A 22,039-nucleotide genomic window follows, 5' to 3' on the forward strand; every position below is an offset into this window, starting at 1 on the left:
GCCCAGAAATCTGGGCCTATTTCCATTTTATGACTGCGCCGACTTTTGCCCCAAGTTACCGCTGATTTCATTCATCTGCGCTTGAATCAATGCCGCGCTGAGTGGTAACAACAGAAAAGCAAACAGGACAACCAACCAGGTTTTATACCTTGGCACTTGCCCATTACTTTCAATTATGGTGCATTGATTATCACTTAGCCTAGAGACAATAATTGGAGCAACAAAGAAGGGTAGCAAAAACATCGACCACCCAGCACATTTAGGGGTTAATAACGTCGGTGATTGGGTAAAGGTCCTGATTTCCGCATGAATTTTCACAAACCAGAAAATATAATAAAACGGCACCACGAACAGGAAAAACGTTATTACTGGGGAGCGATACTTAGCTGGCTGAGGGGGTGTTTCTCTTAACGGTGGAGATTCGTAAAACAAACAGGATTTTACGGGTATAAGAAGCAGAGTCCCTACAATGATTGGAGTAGAGATCAGGGTAAAAAAGACGACGGGATCTTCAAGTAACGAAGCAGTATAAAGATAGGTAGAAATTGGCATCATAACTATATTGAACCCAAACTTTAGCGTTACCAGCATACCAAATGCGAGAACAAAGGCTTCGACACTGCCAATCGCTCCAGCAATAAAGGCCGGAATAATAAGTAACATCGCCCCGATGCCTAAGCCTATTAAAAATTCTGCTATAACCAAGACTTCAACATTTCCAGGATTAGAACTGAACAAAGAAAAACCCAATAAAACTAACCCACTGAATAGGTAAAGCATATAATAATTCTTGATCCGACTGGCAACCCAGGCAAGGATTGCGCCAAAGAATAAACCAGCCTGTTGGGTTGCATGGACCGTGCCAATATCAGTCATGGACAAGTCTGAATTGGCTTTGATAAAGAGCAAGCCAGCAGTACTGAAAAAGTACTGACTAAAACCAAAAGCAACAAAATAAAAAACTAATCCCCAAAATCGATAACTGCTTTGCAGGTCTGCCCACGTCCATTTTTTTACTGGCGTTTTTTGGCTGATTACCATTTACTTTATCCCTCTTTTTTGAATATCTACCTAGACAAGATTTTTCTAGTTTTAGCTATTTTCTGGTTTTAACTATTTTCTAGTTTTAACAACGACAATAAGCTTATACCAGCTTTTATGTGCTGACTCAAAAATTCGACAGGATCAGCCCCCACGAAATGATTACCCCACAAGGAAGCGAAACACATTGAAAATTAATGATTAAAAATGATGAGTTACTGCTTGGTTTTGATTACCACGTCAGCACTAACTGCCGCTCTAATTGAGGGTCGAGCAGAGTGACATGCAAGCCAACCAACCGAACACCACGCCCTTCCCGCCGGCTTTGCCATACCTGATGGGCAACGTTGAGCAAATCCTCTTTGTTCAACACTGGCCAAACATGCTCTTGGGTTGTTTGTTGAAAATCGTGGAATTTCAGCTTCACCCCCTGCCGGGCAATATGTAGGTCGGGTTTCACTTTGCGTAAGCGCATTTCAAGCTCAGGGTAAAGCTTCTCGTTGATCAAGGCTTCACACTCTTCCCAGCGATGAATATCTACGGCTAACGTCCGTTCAACACCGAGTGATTTCCGTAAGCGATCAGGCGAAATTTCCCGATCATCAATACCCTGACAGCGTTCCCATAACACGCGGCCAAATTTACCGAAGCGTTTTAATAAAGCCGCCAGATCATATCCCTGCACATCCGCACAGGTGATTAAGCCCACTTCTTCCAACCGTTTTGCGGTGACCTTCCCTACACCAGGGATCTTACTAAGGGGTAATTGTTGCAAGAATGCCGGGACTTGCGCGGGGGTAATCACATATTGGCCATTAGGTTTATTCAATTCAGAGGCGATCTTGGCCAAAAATTTGATCGGAGCAATACCCGCAGAGGCGGTTAGTTCAAGTTCATCGGCAATAGCCTGGCGGATCTCTTGAGCAATCAGCGTGGCAGAACCGTGGTGGTGAGTGCTATGAGTCACATCCAGATAGGCTTCGTCCAGAGAAAGGGGTTCAATCAACGACGTATAACGGGAAAAGATATCACGAATATGCAGAGAGACTTCTTTGTAAACCGCCATCCGCCCCGGTAATAATTTCAAATGCGGGCATAACTTCAGTGCCATTGCCGTCGCCATGGCGCTATGCACACCATAACGGCGCGCGGGGTAGTTAGCTGTGCTAATCACACCACGCCGATCCGCACTGCCGCCAATCGCCAGCGGAATTTCGCGCAGGCTAGGATCATCGCGCATCTCTACCGCCGCGAAGAAGCAATCCATATCAACATGAATAATTTTACGCATCACGCCCCCAACAACACTGTATAAGTATACAGCTTGTTATTAAAAGCTCAATCCCCTTGTTTTACCGCTTGGACTGGTGAAATAAGAACTAAGGGTGCTGTAAACAGCACCCTTAGTTCTTATTTCACAAGATCCGGTCTTTTACAGGATCCGATGTTTTTCCAACTGTTCACGTCGTTTTGCTTCTTTTGCCAGCCGTTTTTTACGGGCATCACAAGGCTCTGGGCAATCACAGACCTTTTCTATCCCCAACGCCGTTATGCCACCACAACTGCCCTGCAAGGCGCGGCGCCGGAAAACATAACCCAACGACATGCCCCCAACCACCAACAGGAACAGCACAAAGGATACAGCGAATGTCATCAGCATAATCGCCTCACGAACCTGACTTCAGATAAGGCTTAAAGGCATCGGAGTAGTGTTCTTCAAACCCTTTATCTGTTTTGACTATCATAAATACCGGGATACCCAACAGATTCGCCAATGCTAATCCTCGTTCTGGCCCCAGTACATTCAACCCAGTGGCAAGTCCGTCTGCTGTCATGCATGATGGACTGAGTACCGAAACTGAAACCAGATTATGGCTGATCGGTTTGCCAGTAAGCGGGTCAATAGTATGAGAATAGCGCATACCGTCTTTTTCGAAATAATTACGGTAATCACCTGATGTCGCGATCGCCATCTCGCCCGGCTCAATCACCAAATGTGCCGTTTGCTCTACACCCGCGGTTGGCCGCTCAATAGCGATACGCCATGCCTTGTTTTCACCATTGTGGCCACGAGTACGAACTTCCCCGCCAATATCCACCATATAGTTTTCAACATGTTGTGATTGCAGATACTCTACTACCACATCGACACCATAACCTTTGGCGATGGCAGAGAGATCAACATACAGTTCCGGAATACGCTTCACCAGCGCATTGCCTTCTACCGCAAGATGCTCGCTCCCTGTCCAGCTACGGCGTAACGCCAACTGTTCATCGCTTGGCACTTTATCTGGACGCCCCTCAGGACCAAAACCCCAGAGGTTGACCAACGGCCCCACCGTCACATCCAAGGCACCTTCAGTGACATGGTTAAGGCGCAATGCCTCCAATACCACTTTGGCAGTAGCAGCAGAGACCGGGAAAGGTTTGTTGATTTCGCGGCTACGGTTAAAACGGCTCAACTCGGAATCTGGCCGGTAGGTCGACATCTGTTGATTCACCAGCTCCAGCTGTTGGTCGATCCCTTGTTGTAACTTTTCTGCAGAAGGTGTTCCATCACCTGGAATATAGCGGACTGAGTAATAGGTCCCCATGGTTTTACCATCGAGATTTTCTTGCTTTGGCCCGCAAGCTGTTAACAAAAATGCGGCGCCAAGCGCCGCTAAAGTGATGAAAAATTTCATTCTGGTGTCACCGACTACAAAAATTAACCGCCAAAATCATCAAGCATGATGTTTTCATCTTCAACGCCGAGATCTTTCAGCATTTTGATCACTGCTGCGTTCATCATCGGTGGTCCACACATATAGAACTCGCAATCTTCCGGTGCGGGGTGGTTTTTCAGATAATTTTCCAGCAAGACGTTATGAATAAAGCCGGTATAGCCAGTCCAGTTATCTTCTGGTAGTGGATCAGAGAGTGCCACATTCCAGGTGAAATTCTCATTCTCTTCTTGCAGACGATTGAAGTCATCCTGATAGAACATTTCACGTAGCGAACGAGCACCATACCAGAAACTCATTTTACGCTTGGATTTCAGGCGTCTCAGCTGATCGAAAATATGCGAGCGCATCGGTGCCATACCGGCCCCACCACCGATAAACACCATTTCAGCATCGGTCTCTTTGGCATAGAACTCACCAAATGGCCCAGAAATCGTCACCTTATCCCCCGCTTTCAGCGACCAGATATAAGACGACATAATACCCGGAGGGGCATCTGGACTATTTGGCGGCGGCGGTGCAATACGCACGTTCAGCATAATGATGCCTTTCTCATCCGGGTAGTTTGCCATCGAATAGGCACGCACCGAATGCTCTTTGACCACCGAACGGAAGCGGAACAGATTGAATTTATCCCAATCTTCACGGTATTCCTGCGGCACATCAAAATCCGCATAATCCACTTCATGCGCTGGTGCTTCAATCTGGATATAACCACCAGCACGGAAAGGCACATCCTCGCCATCAGGAATTTGCAGTTTCAACTCTTTGATAAAGGTTGCTTTGTTATCATTAGAGATAACTTCACAGTCCCATTTCTTCACGCCGAAAATCTCTTCCGGCAATTCGATTTTCATGCTCTGCTTCACGTTGACCTGGCAGGCCAAACGGCAGCCCTCTTTGGCTTCACGCTTGCTGATATGGGAAAGTTCGGTCGGCAGAATATCACCGCCCCCCTCACTAATCACCACCCGGCACTGCCCACAGGAACCGCCGCCGCCACAAGCCGAGGAGATAAAAACCCCTTGGCTGGATAGCATATTGAGCAGCTTATCCCCTGCCGGAGCAGTAAAGCTTTTATCTTTATCACCATTCACTTCAATAGTGATATCACCGGTATTCACTAACTTGGATTTTGCAAACAGGATCAGTAACGCCAGCACCATAACGATGCCGGTAAACATCAACACGCCTAATATAATTTCCATAAATACTTCCTGCCTTTACAACTGAACGCCGGCAAATGACATGAATCCCAGTGCCATTAATCCAGTGGTAATAAAGGTAATGCCCAAACCACGCAGCCCGGCAGGCACATTCGAATACTTCATCTTTTCGCGGATCCCTGCCAGAGCAACAATCGCCAGCATCCAACCGATTCCAGAACCAATGCCATAAACCACCGACTCAGCAAAGTTGTAATCGCGCTGTACCATAAATGACACACCACCGAAGATCGCACAGTTCACCGTAATCAATGGCAGGAAAATGCCCAAGGCGTTGTATAAGGCAGGGAAGAAACGATCAAGGATCATCTCCAGGATCTGAACCAGAGCGGCGATAACCCCAATGAAGACAATGAAATTGAGGAAACTCAAATCCACCCCTTCCACCAGCGCACCATCACGCAGGATCAGGTTAAAAACCAGATTATTGACCGGTACCGCAATACCCAGTACTACCGTTACGGCAATGCCTAAACCAAAGGAGGTGGAGACCTTTTTCGACACGGCAAGGAAAGTACACATGCCAAGGAAAAACGCCAATGCCATGTTCTCAACAAACACCGCACGAACAAGCAGACTAATATAATGTTCCATCGGCGGTTACTCCTTTTCTATCTGCGCTGGTCGCAAGGTACGAATACCCCAGATCAGCAGGCCGATGATAAAGAATGCACTGGGTGCCAGTAAGAACAAACCATTTGGCTGATACCAACCGCCATTTTGTATCGTCACAAATATCGGTATATCAAACAGGTTGCCCGAACCAATTAATTCACGCAAAAAGCCCACCAGAATGAGGATCACACCATAACCAAGCCCGTTACCGATCCCATCCATAAAGCTTTCTAATGGTGGAGATTTCATGGCATAGGCTTCAGCACGCCCCATGACAATACAGTTAGTAATAATCAAACCAACAAATACTGACAGTTGTTTAGATATCTCATAGGCATAAGTCCGCAAAAACTGATCAACCACAATCACCAACGAAGCAATGATGGTCATCTGCACAATGATCCGAACACTGTTAGGAATATGATTGCGTATCAGTGAGATAAACAAACTAGAAAATGAAGTCACTACTGTGAGCGCCAACGTCATCACCAAGGCAGTTTCCAACTTAGTGGTTACCGCAAGCGCTGAGCACACGCCAAGGATCTGCAAAGCAATGGGGTTATTATCTAACAGCGGTTCAAGTAAAACCCGCTTAATCTCTTTGGAATCAGCCATTTTTCAGCGCTCCCTCTCGAACTCTTTGCAGGAATGGGCCAAAACCGTGTTCACCCAACCAGAAATTAAACGTATTTTGCACAGCATTAGAGGTCAGAGTTGCACCAGAAAGGCCATCGACACCATGTATATCACCTGGGCGCGCCCCACCTTTAACAATGCGAATTGCTGGTGTTCCGTTCTCATCAAATAACTGCTTGCCTATCCATTGAGCTCGCCAAGTAGGGTTCTGTATCTCCCCACCTAACCCCGGCGTTTCCCCATGCCGGTAAAAACTCAAGCCTCTAACCGTATTGCCATCAGCATCCAATGCAACAAAGGCATACATCATCGCCCACACACCAGAGCCATTGACGGGTAATATAATATTACTCACTTTCCCAGCATCATCACGAACCAGATAGATTTCCACCTGGTTGCTACGACGTCGAATACCTGCAATATCATCACTAGCAGGTAACTTGATGCTCTTGGTATCACTACGTAATGCGGCTACCAGATCAAATTTACTATTGTCCCCAGGTACAAATTCACCGCTATTCAGATCCAGCAAGCGTGTTTCAATATATTTAGCAAAGGTCTCTCTGACCTGATTACTGGGCATACGCGGCGTCATAAGCCCTGCAACATCAAGAATGTTGCGCTGCTTATCCAGCAATACCTGCACTTGCTGTTGCTCTCGCAGACTCACTGCTGAGCCCGCTACTACTACTGAACACACCAGACAGAGTAAAAACACTACCAGTAGCGTTTTACGCATACTGTCATTTTTAGATTCATTCGCCACGGGCTTTTCTCCGCTTGATGTTGGCCTGCACCACCAGATAGTCAAACAGCGGTGCGAACAAGTTGGCGAACAGGATCGCCAGCATCATGCCTTCAGGATAGGCTGGGTTTACCACTCTAATCAGCACACACATCGTGCCAATCAAAATGCCGTACCACCATTTCCCCTTGTTAGTAAACGAGGCGGAAACCGGGTCAGTAGCCATAAAGATCATGCCGAACGCAAAGCCCCCTAGCACCAGGTGCCAATACCATTGCATGGCAAACATCGGGTTGGTGGCTGAACCGATAGCATTAAACAGTGAAGCGGTGGCAATCATACCAATCATTACGCCAGCCACGATGCGCCAGGAAGCAACGCGACCAAACAGAATAATCGCGCCACCAATCAGGATCATCAATGTAGAGACTTCACCAATCGAGCCAGGAATATTACCGATAAATGCGTCCATCCAACTGATGGATTGGCCGGTAATCTCATTGGTCAGGCTATGCATCCCCCCCACATTCCACTGTGCCAACGGTGTCGCGCCAGAGAAACCATCAGCCGACACCCACACCATGTCACCGGAAATCTGCGCCGGGTAAGCAAAGAAGAGAAAAGCACGCCCCGCCAATGCCGGGTTAAGGAAATTACGCCCGGTACCACCAAAAATTTCCTTGGCAATGACCACGCCAAAAGTGATACCTAACGCTGCCTGCCAGAGAGGTAGGGTTGGTGGGACAATCAAGGCAAACAGAATGGAAGTAACGAAGAACCCTTCGTTGATTTCATGTTTGCGTACCACCGCAAACACCACTTCCCAGAAACCGCCCACCAGAAAGACCACAGCATAAATTGGCACAAAATAGGTCGCTCCCAACACCATTTTGCTGAGCCACCCAGCGTCGGCATCCAGTGAAGCCCCCAGGGTTTGCGCCAACCAATAATGCCAGTCACCTGCCAACACCTGTTGTAGCTGTTCGCCGCTGTATAGGTGGTGCAATGCAGGAATTGCCTGCTGACCAACGTTATACATGCCCCAAAACATCGCGGGGAATACGGCTAACCACACCAGGATCATCATACGTTTGAGATCAATGGCATCACGCACATGCGAGGCTCCGCGTGTCACCGTTCCCGGGGTATAAAACACCGTAAACGTTGCTTCAAACAGCGGATACCACTTTTCCAGCTTGCCGCCTGGCGTGAAATGATGCTCTATCTTTTCAAAAAAATTCTTCAGGCCCATCGGTTAACCTTCCTGCTCAATCTTGGTCAGCACTTCACGCAGCACCGGGCCATATTCATACTTGCCTGGGCAGACGAAGGTACACAACGCCAGATCTTCTTCATCTAGCTCCAGACAACCCAGCGTTTGCGCACCGTCTGTATCACCCGCCAACAAGTCACGCAAAAGATGCGTTGGCAGAATATCCAGCGGCATAATTCGCTCGTAGTTACCAATCGGTACCATCGAACGTTCACCACCGTTCAGAGCGGTAGAGAAAGCAAACAGCTTGTTCTTCAGGAAATGACCCAATGTGGTGCGGGTAATGGAGAACTTATCCGGTGATGGCGTCACCCAGCCAAACAGCTCTTTTTCTCGCCCTTCTTGCAATACTGAAACCAGGGAATGAAAGCGCCCCAGAAAAGCATTAGGACCACAGGCTTGGGTGCCACTCAGCACCGAGCCAGAAATCACGCGGTTCTCCCCCGCTTTAAGGCGGCCGGCGGTCAGCTGTTCCAAGTTAGCCCCTAGCCGGGTACGCAATAGAACCGGCTGCTCAACCTGTGGGCCGGCCAAGGCGACGACACGACGGGTATCCAGCTGCCCGGTAGTAAATAGCGTACCGATGGCAATAACATCCTGATAACCGATATGCCAGACCGTTTTTTGCAAACTCACCGGCTCAAGGAAATGGATATGTGTGCCAACCAACCCGGCAGGATGCGGCCCAGCAAATTCGCTGTAGGTGACTTGCGCTCCAGCAGCACTCTCCAACCGTGCGCCAGCCGCATGGCAAACATGCACTTTGCCATCTGTTAGCCGCGATAATACGGTTAGACCCGCATTAAATGCCGCTTGCTGCTCGGCAATAATCACCAACGGATCCGCCGCCAACGGCTGAGTGTCCATAGCACTGACGAAAATAGCGCGCGGTGACGTTCCTGGATGCGGAGTTTTACTAAATGGCCGGGTACGCAGTGCCGTCCACAAACCACTGGCAAGCAGGTCACTTTCCACCTGCTCACGCTCCAGCATCGGCAGATCAGCTTGCTGATAATAAGCCAGCTCTACCTGCTCATCGCCAGCATTCGTGGTGTCAATAACCACCGACTGCAATAGGCGGCGTTCACCACGGTTGATAGCCACAATTTGTCCGCTGGCAGGCGCAGTAAAAAGAACCCCTGGGTTCTTTTTATCTTCAAACAGCGCCTGACCTTTTATAACGCGATCACCTTCCTGGACGAGCATGGAGGGACGCATACCAACATAGTCTTGGCCGAGTACCGCCACTGTCGTGATCACCGGGCCATCTTGAATCACCTGAGAAGGTGCCCCGGCTATTGGCAGATCTAAACCCTTTCTGATTTTAATCATATGATTTACAAGATGTTTTAAATTTTAACATGATCACTCGCCCCAAAAAAGGCACAGATCATGCAGGATGATGAGGTTGCCTTGGCCCCCTCCGGATGTGTATGGCGATGCCATACCCAACATAAAACGTCCCTATCTACCCATGTTCATTCAAGTTGCAGATTGGTGACCACCAGCCTGAATATACAAACCTGACATCACCAAAAAGTACTGAAGGCGCTAACTCTTTGAACCACTAGCAGTACGCATACTCAACGGGCAATTGAGACTTTTAGTCTAACATTTTTGGCAACATTTTTCCGTACTATCTAGTGACCTGAGTCAAGCAAATGCAATTAATTCTCTGTACCGCCCTTACACCAATCGTTAAAATCTGTCAGTCAATTCACTTTTTCCGATAGTTGTGGGTTTTCTAGACACATTTTGTATTGCTAAAAAAATACCCACTGCTAATCTGAATATGGTCTAATAGAACAACTCGTCAGTAGCACGTTGGCAGAATGAGTTTAGCCAACAGATAAATATACGTAGGAATAATTAATGAGCAAAATCGCGCTGTTGTTTGCGATGCTATTTTGCATGCCGATGATCACCGCCTGTAGCGCTAGTGAACAGGCACCACTGCAAGAACCGGTTGTGAAACAGCAAACTCTCGGTTCACCGGTCTATATTCAGATATTCAAAGAAGAACGCAGGTTGGAATTATATACACAAGTCGGCAATGAGTTCCGCCTGATGAATAGTTTCCCTATCTGTAATTTTTCTGGTGGCCTGGGTCCCAAACGCCGTGAAGGTGACCTTAAAAGCCCAGAAGGCTTCTATAACATCACTGCGCGTAATCTCAAGCCTAACAGCAAATTTTATCGAGCCATTAATATTGGCTTCCCAAATGATTATGATAAAGCGCAGGGATATTCCGGTGCCTATCTGATGATCCATGGTGAATGTAAGTCTATTGGTTGCTATGCAATGACCAATACTTATATGGATGAGATTTATCGTTATGTCGATGCCGCGTTTGCTTATGGGCAGGGCCAGGTAAATATCAATATTTACCCGTTCCGCATGACTGAAGAAAACCTGCAGCGCCATCGTTCATCCGATCATATCGCTTTCTGGCGCCAGTTGAAGCCCGGCTATGACTATTTTGTCAAACACCACCGACCACCTGCAGTCAATGTGTCAAACGGCCAATATGCTTTAGTTCAGCCGATAACTGGCAACGCACAGCCGACGCAATATGCATCAACCACCAACACCGACCCTACCACTCAGGGCAATCCGTTCACCGTAATAAAATAAAGCAAATTCCCCTGGCACAATTTTGTGCCAGGTTTCATTGGTCGTCAGCGGTTGGGTGGCGATAATAGTAACGACATCATTCGGTGTCGTCTGCTGTTGAAAATCAATCTCCACATCCTGATCAAGCAATGTCGCTTTACCAAAGGGGGCACGACGCGTAATCCAATAAAGGTGAGTTGAGCAGTAAGCCATAACAAAGCGCCCATCCGACAGCAACATATTGAACACGCCTTTTTGCCGCAATTGATCTGCCAGCGATGCAATATAGCGGAACGCCGCAGGCCAGTTATTGGGAGTGCGTGGATATTTTAACGACAGCTGATGTAGCAACCAGCAAAAGGCATGCTCACTGTCAGTCTGGCCTACCGGGCGGAAATGGCCGGTTGCCAGTTGGCGATAACCTTTCAGTTGACCGTTGTGAGCGTAAGTCCAATTACGGCCCCAGAGTTCACGAGTAAACGGGTGGGTATTTTCCAGTGCCACTTCGCCACGATTCGCCTGCCGAATATGGGAAACCACCGCACAAGATTTGATCGGGTATTCCTGCACCAAGTGAGCAATCGGCGAATTACAACTGGGTTGTGGATCCTTGAAAGTGCGGCAACCATTGCCCTCATAGAAGGTAATGCCCCAACCATCCTTATGTGGGCCAGTGCGGCCACCACGCTGTACCAACCCGGTAAAACTAAAACAGATATCAGTAGGTACATTCGCACTCATCCCGAGCAGTTCACACATTTAATCGCTACCCTTAACTTCAATAACACTTGCTATCAGGAAACCCGACCCCAACGCTCTGTATGTGATGGGGCCACATTTCCTCGAACGGTTAAGCCTTCACCATCTCTTTTTCGATCAACAGCATCAAAATATGGATAGCTTTGATATGAATTTCCTGAATACGGTCAGCATAGCCAAAGTGCGGCACACGAATTTCCACATCGGCACTCCCCGCCATTTTGCCACCCTCTTTGCCGGTCAGGGTGATCACTTTCATCCCTTTAGCACGAGCGGCCTCAATGGCTTTGATAACGTTGGCGGAGTTACCTGAAGTCGAGATCCCCAACAACACATCACCTTCGCGACCAACCGCTTCCACATAACGCGAAAACACGTAATCGTAGCCAAAGTCGTTGCTGACACAGGACAGGTGGCTCACGTCAGAGATCGCAATCGCCGGATAGCCCGGGCGGTTTTCTCGATAACGACCGGTCAACTCTTCGGCAAAATGCATCGCATCACAATGAGAGCCGCCGTTACCGCAAGAGATCACCTTACCACCCGCTTTAAAAGCATCCGCCAGCATGATTGCCGCCTGCTGAATGCTGGCAATATTGGCATCATCACTCACGAATTTTGCCAAAGTATCAGCTGCTTCATTCAGTTCACTACGAATTAAATCGTGATACATCGAGGTAGCCTCTTGTTGTGCTGTTTTAGAATCTATCCCATCAAGTCTTTGACCAATACCAACGACACCTGGCGGGATAGGGTCTTATCATTCATTTGTCATTTTGCAGTGTAACGGATTGCAGAAAATCCGAGAAGTCCCGTGCAATAAACTATTCACAAGTTCAGCCCCTTTGGGGTACCCCACAAAATCATGACTTGAGACATAATTAATACAAATTGCCATGCAGCGGGTATCTCTATCGGTACTGAACGATATAATCATTTTTAACGGTTAGTGCGGTTAGATTGTGACTCTAATTGTAGTTGAAGTGTAAATAGATTGATAAAAACAGCGGGTTGTACTACAAACAATATATCACCAACAGGTCAGACCACATGCCACTTCGGAGCTTCTTATGATGTTTGCTAGCATCGTTATTTTACTCGCACTCATTGGTGTCGTTTTTTACCGCCAAGTCAACCTGGTGCTCAGTAGTGTCATTCTACTGGCTTATACCGCCTTGATGGGGGCTACCGGCTTGTGGAGCTACTGGATGCTGCTGCCACTGGCACTTATTTTGCTGCCATTAAACATCACCTTGCTACGCCGCCCGTTGTTTTCCGCACCAGTGTTACAGGCCTTTCGTAAAGTCATGCCCCCGATGTCCACCACCGAAAAAGAGGCGATTAATGCCGGAACCACTTGGTGGGAAGGGGAACTGTTTCGCGGAAAACCCGACTGGAAAAAACTGCACCACTATCCGCAACCCAAGTTGACCGAAGAAGAACAAGCTTTTATCGATGGGCCAGTAGAAGAAGCCTGCCGCATGGCCAATGACTTCCAAATCACTCACGAACTGGCGGATCTCCCCCTGAGTTGTGGGCTTATCTGAAGCAACATCGATTCTTCGCCATGATCATCAAAAAGGAGTATGGCGGCCTGGATTTTTCTGCTTATGCACAAGCACTTGTGCTACAAAAGCTGGCGGGGGTTTCTGGTATTTTGGCGATCACCGTCGGCGTGCCTAATTCCCTTGGTCCCGGTGAACTACTGCAACATTACGGCACAGAAGAACAAAAAAATCACTACTTACCCGACTTGGCCCGTGGCGATGAAATCCCTTGTTTTGCGCTCACCAGCCCAGAGGCAGGTTCTGATGCCGGCGCTATTCCAGATATCGGCACCGTCTGCATGGGAGAGTGGCAAGGCCAGCAGATTCTTGGTATGCGACTCACCTGGAACAAGCGATACATTACGCTAGCACCGATTGCCACGGTATTGGGGTTGGCTTTCAAACTCTATGATCCAGAGCATTTGTTGAGTGATAACGAATCCCCAGGTATTACCTGCGCCCTGATCCCGACTAACACCCCTGGGGTAGAAATTGGTAACCGCCATTTCCCACTCAACGTGCCGTTCCAGAATGGTCCAACACGTGGGCAAGAGGTATTCGTTCCTATCGATTACATTATTGGTGGCCCGAAAATGGCCGGCCAGGGCTGGCGTATGCTGGTTGAATGTTTATCTGTTGGCCGAGGGATCACTTTACCCTCCAATTCTACTGGCAGCCTGAAATCCATCGCTTTGGCAACCGGCGCTTATGCACATATCCGCCGCCAATTCAAAATCTCCATTGGCAAGATGGAAGGTATTGAAGAGCCATTGGCCCGCATTGCCGGTAATACTTATGTGATGGACGCTGCAGCCTCGCTAATCACCTACGCCTTAGTGCAAGGTGAGAAACCCGCGGTGCTGTCGGCAATTGTAAAATATCACTGTACCCATAGAGGTCAACGCGCCATCATCGATGCCATGGATATTACTGCTGGCAAAGGGATTATGCTGGGCAGCGCTAATTTTCTGGCTCGTGCCTATCAGGGAGCCCCTATCGCCATTACGGTGGAAGGCGCCAATATTCTGACCCGTACCATGATGATCTTCGGCCAGGGAGCGATTCGCTGCCATCCTTATGTATTAAGCGAAATGGCCGCGGCGCAGAATAATGATCTTGTTGCCTTCGATAAGGCGCTGTTTGGTCACCTCGGTCATGTAGGTAGCAACACAATACGTAGCCTGTGGCTTGGGCTGACCAATGGGCGCAGCAGTTTTACCCCGACAAAGGATGTCACCCGCCGTTACTATCAACAGCTCAACCGTCTGAGTGCCAATCTTGCCTTGCTGTCGGATGTTTCTATGGGGGTGTTGGGCGGTAGCCTGAAGCGTCGTGAGCGTATCTCTGCCCGTTTGGGTGACGTACTCAGTCAAATGTATCTGGCTTCTGCCACATTAAAACGTTTTGAGGATGAAGGACGTCAGCAAGAGGACTTACCATTGGTTCATTGGGGCGTGCAAGATTGCCTTTATCAAGCAGAACAAGCCTTGGATGATTTGTTGCGCAATTTCCCACAGCGCTTTATCGCCGGGGCGATGCGTCTGCTGGTATTCCCCTTTGGGCGCGTACATGCGGCACCTTCAGACAAACTTGACCATCAACTGGCGCAAATCCTTCAGCAACCTTCGGCGACCCGCAGCCGTTTAGGGCGAGGCCAATATTTGGCACCCACTGAGCATAATCCAGCCGGTCTGCTAGAAGCGGCACTGGTGGATGTGATGGCCGCTGAACCCATCCACCAACGTTTGAGCCAACAGGCGGGTGAAAGCCTTCCCTTCACCCGTTTAGATTACCTGGCACAACAGGCCTTGAAGGAAGGGAAAATCAGCGCCGATGAAGCTGAAATCCTGGTGAAAGCAGAACAGAGCCGCCTACGTTCAATTAACGTTGATGACTTTCCACCTGATGCGTTAGCCAGTCAAAAATTGGCGAAGAAAGAAAAGCATCACCCGCAAACTGAATGGGTGTGATTTTTCAACTCGTTGATCTAAAAAGGGCGATTCCTATCGCCCTTTGCTTTTCAACCCGTTGAACAGGTCCGCTAACCGTTTTACCTGATAGATATTAACTTCACACGAGAAAGTTTTCCCGCCGTAGTTGACTCTGTTTCCTGTATTTCTGGGGGGACATACCGACATACTTCTGGAATGTGCTGTAGAAACGACTCATTGAACCAAAACCCGCTGTCAGTGCGATATCCAGGATGGTGTTATCGGTATCACTTAACAATGCTCTGACATGGTTGATACGCATTGCGGTGATGTACTGTTTCATGGTCAATTGCATTACGTGCTGGAAAATCCCCATCGCATAATTGGAGTTAAGTTTCACGTGCTCAGCAACATGGTTAATGGTTAAAGTCCGATCGTAATTGGAGGCAATAAATCCCAGCATTTGGCTCACGTAAAACTGTGCATGTCTGGAAATGCCATTGTTATGGGTTCGCGATGTTTTACTGGTTAGAATCGACTGCCAGCCGGAAAGGCTAAAACGCTTGAGCATCAACCCTATTTCATCAACCGCCAACTGCCGGATTTGCTCATCGTCACTGATGAGATCCGTCTGCCAACGTTGCACTTCAAACGCACTGACCTGATTCGATGTAATCGATTCCAATACCATGCCGTGAGTCACATGGTTGATCAATTCTCTGTCCAGCGGCCACGATAAAAACAGATGCATCGGTAAATTCAGGATAGCCATGTGCTGGCAAATGCCAGAGTGCGTTAACTGGTGAGGGATACATGCCCAAAATAACGCAATGTGCCCTTGTTTAATCTTCACGACTTTGTCGTTAATCAGATACTCGACATCACCATCAAAAGGGACATTAACCTCGACCTGACCATGCCAGTGGCTGGATGGCATGGCTTGTGGGGCACGTAATTCAATATTCATCCGTTGGTAATCGGAGTAGAGCGACAAAGGGCTGCGTGTCTTAGGGTCCGTACTGCTACACATATCGGGATCGGGGACTAAAACCGCTACTGCTGTATCATCCATAACATTGCACCTCCAGTTCCGAATTATCAGAATAATGGCACAACAGGGGAAACACGGGTGAGATCAACACCTCATCCCAGGCCAGATAATCATTTTAACTTCCTCGTATTCTCTGCTTTCCTGCTCTTTTTCTCCCATAAACTCAGATTCAGAAGATTAACACATCAGATCTGAGTTTATGGGAATGCTCAGTCAAGAACATGGAAGCGCTACCATTCAAAACCATGTCACCATGGCTGCACTTCAACAGGCTACTGGAGAAATGTATGTCGATCCCAAAAATCACTTTTATTGGTGCTGGCTCCACCATTTTTGTTAAAAACATTCTGGGTGATGTGTTTCATCGCCAAGCGTTTAAGTCTGCTCATATCGCACTGATGGATATTGACGAAACACGCCTGGAAGAGTCGCACATTGTGGTGCGTAAATTGATGGATTCAGCAGGTGCCCATGGGCGAATCACGTGCCATACCGACCAGAAAGCAGCACTGAACGCCGCGGATTTTGTGGTAGTTGCATTTCAGATTGGCGGTTATGAACCTTGTACTGTCACGGACTTTGACGTGTGTAAACGCCACGGTCTGGAGCAAACCATCGCTGATACTCTGGGCCCTGGCGGTATCATGCGTGCACTGCGTACCATTCCCCATCTGTGGCAGATTTGTGCCGATATGACGCAAGTGTGCCCAAACGCCACCATGCTCAATTATGTTAATCCGATGGCGATGAATACCTGGGCGATGTTTGCCCGTTATCCACACATTAAACAGGTTGGGTTGTGTCACTCGGTTCAGGGGACGGCGGAAGAGCTGGCTCGAGACCTGAATATTGATGTTAACCAGTTAAGGTACCGTTGTGCTGGCATTAACCATATGGCCTTCTATCTCGAATTAGAGAAAAAAGATGCCAATGGGGACTATCACAGTATCTACCCCGACTTACTGGAAGCCTATGCCACGGGGCAGGCACCCAAAGAAAATATCCATGGTAACCCGCGCTGTCGAAACATTGTACGTTATGAAATGTTCAAAAAGCTGGGCTATTTTGTGACTGAATCCTCTGAACATTTTGCCGAATACACCCCGTGGTTTATCAAACCTGGACGTCATGATCTGATTGAACGTTATCAGGTTCCGTTAGACGAATATCCCAAACGTTGTGTAGAGCAGTTGGCGAACTGGCAAAAAGAATTAGAGGAATACAAAGCAGCGGATCGTATTGAAATCAAGCAATCCAATGAATACGCCAGCAGCATCATGAATGCCTTATGGACCGGTGAGCCTGATGTTATCTATGGCAACGTGCGTAACGATGGCTTGATAGATAACCTGCCACAGGGATGCTGTGTCGAGGTGGCCTGCCTGGTTGATGCCAATGGGATCCGCCCGACCAAAGTGGGTAGGTTACCCTCACATCTTGCTGCTCTGATGCAGACCAACATCAACGTTCAAACATTACTGACCGAAGCCATTCTGACTGAAAACAAAGAGTATGTTTATTACGCAGCAATGATGGATCCGCACACCGCTGCCGTACTCGGTATTGAAGAGATTTATGCGCTGGTTGACGAACTGATCGCCGCACACGGTGACTGGTTACCCAGCTGGTTGCACTGATGCCCTATTGCGATTGCCGGGCGCAACCGTGCTCGACCCTATCACTACAATAACAGGGGGGTGGCTGGCAACAGTGACCCTGTATACTATGAGTGTTTCAATAGCCACAAAGCTCAGCTATGGTTTTGGCGCTTTCGGTAAAGACTTCGCCATCGGTATTGTTTACATGTATCTGATGTACTACTACACCGATGTGGTCGGATTGTCGGTGAGTGTCGTCGGTGCACTGTTCCTGGTTGCTCGTATCTGGGATGCCCTCAACGACCCGATTATGGGCTGGATTGTCAGCAATACCCGCACCCGCTGGGGCAAATTCAAACCCTGGATCCTCATCGGTACCATCGCTAACTCTATTGTGCTTTTTTTGCTGTTCAGTGCCCATCATTTTACCGGCCAAGCACAACTGTTATTTGTTGTCGTCACCTATATTCTCTGGGGTATGACCTATACCTTGATGGATATCCCTTTCTGGTCATTGGTACCCACAATTACGCTGGATAAACGCGAACGTGAAAAGTTGGTACCTTACCCACGTTTTTTCGCCAGTCTGGCTGGTTTTGTGACGGCTGGAGTGACACTGCCTTTTGTCAATTATGTCGGCGGTGCTGATCGTGGATATGGTTTTCAGATGTTTACGCTGGTACTGATCGCTTTCTTCGTCCTATCAACCATTGTTACCCTGCGTAACGTCAAAGAAGTGTATTCATCTGATAATTTAGCCACAGAGTTAAGCCGTATCAGCCTGAGATCGATGATCGGGTTAATCTACAAAAACGATCAACTCTCCTGTCTGCTGGCTATGGCGTTATCTTATAATATTGCTTCCAACGTCATTACCGGCTTTGCTATTTACTATTTTACCTACGTGATTGGTGATGCCGCTCTGTTCCCTTATTACATGTCTTACGCCGGTGCCGCTAACCTGGTCACCTTGATCCTGTTTCCTCGTTTGGTCAAAACACTTTCACGCCGAACTCTGTGGGCAGGAGCCTCTATCATGCCTATTCTCGCTGGCGGCGTGCTATTAGGCCTGGCTGCTGTAGGCAGTCATAACCTGTTATTGATCTCACTGGCAGGGGTATTATTCAATATCGGTGTCGGATTATTTTGGGTATTGCAGGTGATTATGGTCGCGGATACCGTCGATTACGGGGAATACAAGCTCAACGTGCGCTGCGAGAGTATTGCCTATTCAGTGCAAACTCTGGTAGTAAAGGCGGGCTCTGCTTTATCTGCCTTCTTTATCGGGGTGGTTCTCAGCGTGGTAGGCTATGTTCCCAATACCACTCAAACCCCTGAGACCATTATTGGGATGCAACTGATTATGATTGCGCTTCCTGCACTGTTCTTCTGCATAACACTGTTTATTTACTTCCGTTTTTACAAACTCAATGGGGATTTCCAACACAAAATCCAGACCCATCTGCAGGATAAATATCACCCATCACCCGAGGAACAAAGAGAAGAGACAAAACATATCCTGCAGCCCGAGGCTTAAATAAAAGTAATATTGAAAGAAAAGGCAATCTAACCTCCCTGCTTATCGGTATTAAGCAGGGAGGAATAGAAGGTGTTTAGAAGTTATACTTGATGCCTACCATCACCGCCGTATCACTGTAGCCTTTGTTGCCCACTTGCTGGCCAACATTACCCCACAAATTCAAATGTTTATTGAGTTGCCCTTCGACACCGACTTTTAGCTCAGCAATATTGGCCGCACCATCCTGCTTGACGCTGATGCCATCCATATTGCTGCCAAAATCCTTGTTGTTATGCAACCAGTTAACTTCCACAAGCGATTGGAATATTCGGCCTTTGCCTTTATCTTAGTCGCTGTAACCCTTGATAAAGGCTTTCACGCCCAAACGGCTCTGTAGATTGCCATCCCCCGTTACTAGCGTACCATTAGCCTCTTTATGGTCGTCAGCTTTCACCCCCATCCAGGTTTACGGATTAACACAAGCAATACGTGTTACTTTGAGTATAAACAGAAAACCTGTAGCTCGAATAACCACAGGTATATCCCAAATATTTAATAAAATTGAAAGATTCGACAAACCAGATACAATCAAAACCCCCAGCAATTAAGAGGAATCTTATTGATTATAAAAAGGAAACACCCATAAAATCCGTTAAAATAGCCCCAAACAATTCGAGTTATAGGTTTCGAGCGAATTCTAGATTGATAGCAATTCACGACAGAAGAGATTGCTAATTTTGGCCCCTTTGATAGGCCCAAAACTGGGGAAATATCCCATAAAACGATATCCCACAAAGCGACATCCCATAAAACAATATGCTGCAGTAAGTGAGCCCATGGATAGCCCCTCTGAGAATTACTATAAACCCAGAAACATCATCAACGCACCAGAGATAAAAATAGAAATTCTGAAGCGTAGTCAACAACGTGGCGATGATGAAATAGTCCAACGCTGGTTAACCAACCATTTCTATCGCTGGTGTATCAGCGATTTCCCTCGGGTTTCACTGATCTCATCCGAAATAGATTATTTCACCTACTTCGGTATTGATGCTCCTATTCCTGACTGGCTGGTCTCACAAATCGCCAGCAAGACCCCATGTTATTACTTCAATCCTCAACACACTCAATTAATTGATAAAGAACGTGAGTTAGTTGAGTTTCTATCTCGTCATATCAACAGCAAATTGGCGAAAAAATTACAACGCATCAACTGCTTTGCTGCATTAGCAATGCGTGAAGCCGAACATAAAAAGATGCTACAGCGCCAACAACAGGGATGGCACCCCACCAGCTCGGTGGTGCTCAAACCCATAATCAAAGTAAGCACAGGGGAAATCGTTGAGTTTGACGCAAACAACGCTAAGTTACGCCGTGAAATGGCCTATGAATCTTGGCATATGCAGCACTGTCTCGGACAGTTTGAAGATAAAGCGGCACTCATTGGTGGGTATGGTGACTACTATGCTCAACAAATTGAACAGGGCATGCTGCGACTTTTTAGTCTACGTGATGAAAACAACATTCCCCATGCCACAATCAGTATGAAGATCGATAACGGCAGTTTGGCTATTGACCAGATCAAAGGGAAGCAAAATCGCCCGCCGATAAGGAAATATGCTGCTGATATTTTATCCCTCTTATGCCACCTTAATCCGCAGTCTGTACGCCATGCTGACTGTGAGGGGATGGGGATTGTCTATGAAGACACAGCAGAGTCTCAGGGCTGGAAATTTATCACCAACATTCAAAGCCAAAATTTTCTGCTCAGCGTGCTCCATGATCACTTCCACTTACTGGAACACTTCCCTTCACCCCCTCTCGCATTACAGTGGCTACTATTACACAGCGCCCCCGACAAACTACACTACCTGCAAGCCGTTGATCCTGTCGTTGCTACGGCGGCGGAAATGTTATACCCCAAACAGCCATGGCATCCTCTCTTTGCCGGGAAGAATACCGATAGCGCCCCTTTCAAGATCGAAAACGTGACGTTGCACGCAACACGCTATCTGGCAACAGCAAAGGAGCAATCATGACCTCTTTATTTATTGCGCTGTTAGTGGCTGTTATCCTCATCCGTCATAATTACAAAAAAAACAAACCACGACTCGCTGCACTAATAGCAGAAGACAAGGAAAAAGAGCGATTAAAGGAACAACTCCGCGATACACGGCGGCGTGAATGGGCTCTCGCGCTGGCAGATATTCTTGCTCTACGTAATGGTATTGAAAAGCAGGATCTTTCTCTAAAATTCAACTTGGATCACAGCAAACGCCTACGCCTAGAGCAACAGGTGAAGAGAGAGCTCGGGTTATCTGAAAATCTCACTGGTGATGCATTGCAACAAGCAGTCGAAAATATCTTACGCCATTGGCCGAGGGGAATCGGTAATTCACCGAGTAATTTTTACCAACAACTGGCCTTTCAAGGGCAAGTCCGCAATGCTTTAGCGTTTGATTGTATGCGCACCGCGTTTCTGACCCGCTGCGTCGCTGGACTTGGTTGGTGTGATAACAACCTGGCTTGGTTGGTCCTTTTCCTGAATGCACAACGTGCCCAGGATTGCTTCACCAGTTGGCAAGACTATGCCACTGCCTATGTAGATGCCCGTCAGGTGTGGCTAACATTGCATAACACACCACCGGCCATTGCGGGACGAGACCTGCATGAAGCCACTCAATATCTGCAAGACCTAACAGGTAACTGGCGAAAAATGCCATGGAATGAATTCAAAATATTTGAGCCAAATTAACAGGATA

At 47.7% G+C, this 22,039-nt stretch carries 18 protein-coding genes and 2 pseudogenes; 6 read left to right on the top strand and 14 right to left on the bottom strand.

What is annotated here, in order from left to right:
• Window positions 1-27: 27 nt before the first annotated feature.
• The 10 genes from ACX9GV_RS13985 to ACX9GV_RS14030 form a co-directional block, all read right to left on the bottom strand.
• Entirely contained in the window at window positions 28-1,041 is a 1,014-nt protein-coding gene (locus ACX9GV_RS13985; RefSeq protein WP_473195933.1) for a hypothetical protein, read from the bottom strand.
• 232 nt (window positions 1,042-1,273) lie between these two features.
• Window positions 1,274-2,332, bottom strand: a complete 1,059-nt coding sequence (gene dinB / locus ACX9GV_RS13990) for a DNA polymerase IV (protein WP_473195934.1) — start codon at window positions 2,330-2,332, stop codon at window positions 1,274-1,276.
• Between the two features lie 141 nt (window positions 2,333-2,473).
• Window positions 2,474-2,701, bottom strand: coding sequence for a (Na+)-NQR maturation NqrM (gene nqrM / locus ACX9GV_RS13995; RefSeq protein ID WP_023490780.1), 228 nt, complete (start codon window positions 2,699-2,701; stop codon window positions 2,474-2,476).
• A 7-nt stretch (window positions 2,702-2,708) separates the two neighbouring features.
• A complete protein-coding gene (locus tag ACX9GV_RS14000) occupies window positions 2,709-3,725 on the bottom strand; it encodes an FAD:protein FMN transferase (protein WP_473195935.1) in 1,017 nt (338 codons plus the stop codon).
• Between the two features lie 23 nt (window positions 3,726-3,748).
• Window positions 3,749-4,972, bottom strand: coding sequence for an NADH:ubiquinone reductase (Na(+)-transporting) subunit F (gene nqrF / locus ACX9GV_RS14005; RefSeq protein WP_473195936.1), 1,224 nt, complete (start codon window positions 4,970-4,972; stop codon window positions 3,749-3,751).
• A 15-nt stretch (window positions 4,973-4,987) separates the two neighbouring features.
• Window positions 4,988-5,584 carry an NADH:ubiquinone reductase (Na(+)-transporting) subunit E gene (nqrE, locus tag ACX9GV_RS14010; protein ID WP_023490783.1) on the bottom strand — a complete coding sequence of 199 codons (597 nt, stop codon included), beginning with the start codon at window positions 5,582-5,584 and terminating at the stop codon, window positions 4,988-4,990.
• 6 nt (window positions 5,585-5,590) lie between these two features.
• The gene (locus tag ACX9GV_RS14015; protein WP_473195937.1) at window positions 5,591-6,220 is read right to left on the bottom strand and encodes an NADH:ubiquinone reductase (Na(+)-transporting) subunit D; all 630 of its coding nucleotides are present in this window, start codon (window positions 6,218-6,220) and stop codon (window positions 5,591-5,593) included.
• Window positions 6,213-7,007 carry a Na(+)-translocating NADH-quinone reductase subunit C gene (locus ACX9GV_RS14020; protein WP_473195938.1) on the bottom strand — a complete coding sequence of 265 codons (795 nt, stop codon included), beginning with the start codon at window positions 7,005-7,007 and terminating at the stop codon, window positions 6,213-6,215. Before ACX9GV_RS14020 ends, ACX9GV_RS14015 begins: the two co-directional genes overlap by 8 nt.
• Complete coding sequence (locus ACX9GV_RS14025) at window positions 6,997-8,238, bottom strand: NADH:ubiquinone reductase (Na(+)-transporting) subunit B (RefSeq protein WP_473195939.1); 1,242 nt, start codon at window positions 8,236-8,238, stop codon at window positions 6,997-6,999. Before ACX9GV_RS14025 ends, ACX9GV_RS14020 begins: the two co-directional genes overlap by 11 nt.
• A gap of 3 nt (window positions 8,239-8,241) precedes the next feature.
• Entirely contained in the window at window positions 8,242-9,591 is a 1,350-nt protein-coding gene (locus tag ACX9GV_RS14030) for a Na(+)-translocating NADH-quinone reductase subunit A (protein WP_473195940.1), read from the bottom strand.
• Between the two features lie 540 nt (window positions 9,592-10,131).
• Between ACX9GV_RS14030 and dpaA the strand changes: the two genes are divergently transcribed.
• Entirely contained in the window at window positions 10,132-10,893 is a 762-nt protein-coding gene (gene dpaA / locus ACX9GV_RS14035; protein ID WP_473195941.1) for a peptidoglycan meso-diaminopimelic acid protein amidase, read from the top strand.
• On the opposite strand, the gene ACX9GV_RS14040 is transcribed toward dpaA, so the two are convergent.
• Both ACX9GV_RS14040 and lpcA read right to left on the bottom strand, forming a co-directional pair.
• Window positions 10,837-11,631, bottom strand: coding sequence for a class II glutamine amidotransferase (locus tag ACX9GV_RS14040; protein ID WP_473195942.1), 795 nt, complete (start codon window positions 11,629-11,631; stop codon window positions 10,837-10,839). The two genes, dpaA and ACX9GV_RS14040, sit on opposite strands and share 57 nt — an antisense overlap.
• Window positions 11,632-11,722: 91 nt before the next feature.
• On the bottom strand, window positions 11,723-12,304 hold the full coding sequence (gene lpcA / locus ACX9GV_RS14045) for a D-sedoheptulose 7-phosphate isomerase (protein WP_023491523.1): 582 nt from the start codon (window positions 12,302-12,304) through the stop codon (window positions 11,723-11,725).
• A 397-nt stretch (window positions 12,305-12,701) separates the two neighbouring features.
• On the opposite strand from lpcA, the pseudogene fadE reads away from it, so the two are divergent.
• Window positions 12,702-15,148, top strand: a pseudogene (fadE, locus tag ACX9GV_RS14050) (acyl-CoA dehydrogenase FadE).
• A 100-nt stretch (window positions 15,149-15,248) separates the two neighbouring features.
• On the opposite strand, the gene melR reads toward fadE, so the two are convergent.
• Window positions 15,249-16,181 (bottom strand): transcriptional regulator MelR, encoded by a 933-nt coding sequence (gene melR, locus ACX9GV_RS14055; RefSeq protein WP_473195943.1) that lies wholly within the window; start codon window positions 16,179-16,181, stop codon window positions 15,249-15,251.
• Window positions 16,182-16,447: 266 nt separating this feature from the next.
• Here melR and melA point away from each other — a divergent pair, with 266 nt between their 5' ends.
• Together melA and melB are read left to right on the top strand one after the other, a co-directional pair.
• Complete coding sequence (gene melA, locus ACX9GV_RS14060; protein WP_473195944.1) at window positions 16,448-17,797, top strand: alpha-galactosidase; 1,350 nt, start codon at window positions 16,448-16,450, stop codon at window positions 17,795-17,797.
• 88 nt (window positions 17,798-17,885) lie between these two features.
• A complete protein-coding gene (gene melB / locus ACX9GV_RS14065) occupies window positions 17,886-19,295 on the top strand; it encodes a melibiose:sodium transporter MelB (protein ID WP_473195945.1) in 1,410 nt (469 codons plus the stop codon).
• A 76-nt stretch (window positions 19,296-19,371) separates the two neighbouring features.
• Here the strand turns inward: melB and ACX9GV_RS14070 are convergent.
• Window positions 19,372-19,743 (bottom strand): annotated as a pseudogene (locus ACX9GV_RS14070) (autotransporter outer membrane beta-barrel domain-containing protein); the annotation flags it as partial.
• 370 nt (window positions 19,744-20,113) lie between these two features.
• Between ACX9GV_RS14070 and ACX9GV_RS14075 the strand changes: the two are divergent.
• Window positions 20,114-21,316, top strand: a complete 1,203-nt coding sequence (locus tag ACX9GV_RS14075; RefSeq protein ID WP_473195946.1) for a cytoplasmic protein — start codon at window positions 20,114-20,116, stop codon at window positions 21,314-21,316.
• Window positions 21,313-22,032: a DUF1266 domain-containing protein gene (locus tag ACX9GV_RS14080; RefSeq protein ID WP_473195947.1), complete on the top strand. Its 720-nt coding sequence runs from the start codon at window positions 21,313-21,315 to the stop codon at window positions 22,030-22,032. The genes ACX9GV_RS14075 and ACX9GV_RS14080 overlap by 4 nt, the downstream gene beginning before the upstream one ends.
• Window positions 22,033-22,039 lie beyond the last annotated feature (7 nt).

Source organism: Serratia sp. 25CWL12, from assembly GCF_055790885.1.

What these genes read in the sequence shown, in the direction of transcription:
- ACX9GV_RS13985 (WP_473195933.1), bottom strand. Translation starts at nt 1,041, where the DNA reads ATGGTAATCAGCCAAAAAACGCCAGTAAAAAAATGGACGTGGGCAGAC.
- dinB (WP_473195934.1), bottom strand. Translation starts at nt 2,332, where the DNA reads ATGCGTAAAATTATTCATGTTGATATGGATTGCTTCTTCGCGGCGGTA.
- nqrM (WP_023490780.1), bottom strand. Translation starts at nt 2,701, where the DNA reads ATGCTGATGACATTCGCTGTATCCTTTGTGCTGTTCCTGTTGGTGGTT.
- ACX9GV_RS14000 (WP_473195935.1), bottom strand. Translation starts at nt 3,725, where the DNA reads ATGAAATTTTTCATCACTTTAGCGGCGCTTGGCGCCGCATTTTTGTTA.
- nqrF (WP_473195936.1), bottom strand. Translation starts at nt 4,972, where the DNA reads ATGGAAATTATATTAGGCGTGTTGATGTTTACCGGCATCGTTATGGTG.
- nqrE (WP_023490783.1), bottom strand. Translation starts at nt 5,584, where the DNA reads ATGGAACATTATATTAGTCTGCTTGTTCGTGCGGTGTTTGTTGAGAAC.
- ACX9GV_RS14015 (WP_473195937.1), bottom strand. Translation starts at nt 6,220, where the DNA reads ATGGCTGATTCCAAAGAGATTAAGCGGGTTTTACTTGAACCGCTGTTA.
- ACX9GV_RS14025 (WP_473195939.1), bottom strand. Translation starts at nt 8,238, where the DNA reads ATGGGCCTGAAGAATTTTTTTGAAAAGATAGAGCATCATTTCACGCCA.
- ACX9GV_RS14030 (WP_473195940.1), bottom strand. Translation starts at nt 9,591, where the DNA reads ATGATTAAAATCAGAAAGGGTTTAGATCTGCCAATAGCCGGGGCACCT.
- dpaA (WP_473195941.1), top strand. Translation starts at nt 10,132, where the DNA reads ATGAGCAAAATCGCGCTGTTGTTTGCGATGCTATTTTGCATGCCGATG.
- ACX9GV_RS14040 (WP_473195942.1), bottom strand. Translation starts at nt 11,631, where the DNA reads ATGTGTGAACTGCTCGGGATGAGTGCGAATGTACCTACTGATATCTGT.
- lpcA (WP_023491523.1), bottom strand. Translation starts at nt 12,304, where the DNA reads ATGTATCACGATTTAATTCGTAGTGAACTGAATGAAGCAGCTGATACT.
- melR (WP_473195943.1), bottom strand. Translation starts at nt 16,181, where the DNA reads ATGGATGATACAGCAGTAGCGGTTTTAGTCCCCGATCCCGATATGTGT.
- melA (WP_473195944.1), top strand. Translation starts at nt 16,448, where the DNA reads ATGTCGATCCCAAAAATCACTTTTATTGGTGCTGGCTCCACCATTTTT.
- melB (WP_473195945.1), top strand. Translation starts at nt 17,886, where the DNA reads ATGAGTGTTTCAATAGCCACAAAGCTCAGCTATGGTTTTGGCGCTTTC.
- ACX9GV_RS14075 (WP_473195946.1), top strand. Translation starts at nt 20,114, where the DNA reads ATGGATAGCCCCTCTGAGAATTACTATAAACCCAGAAACATCATCAAC.
- ACX9GV_RS14080 (WP_473195947.1), top strand. Translation starts at nt 21,313, where the DNA reads ATGACCTCTTTATTTATTGCGCTGTTAGTGGCTGTTATCCTCATCCGT.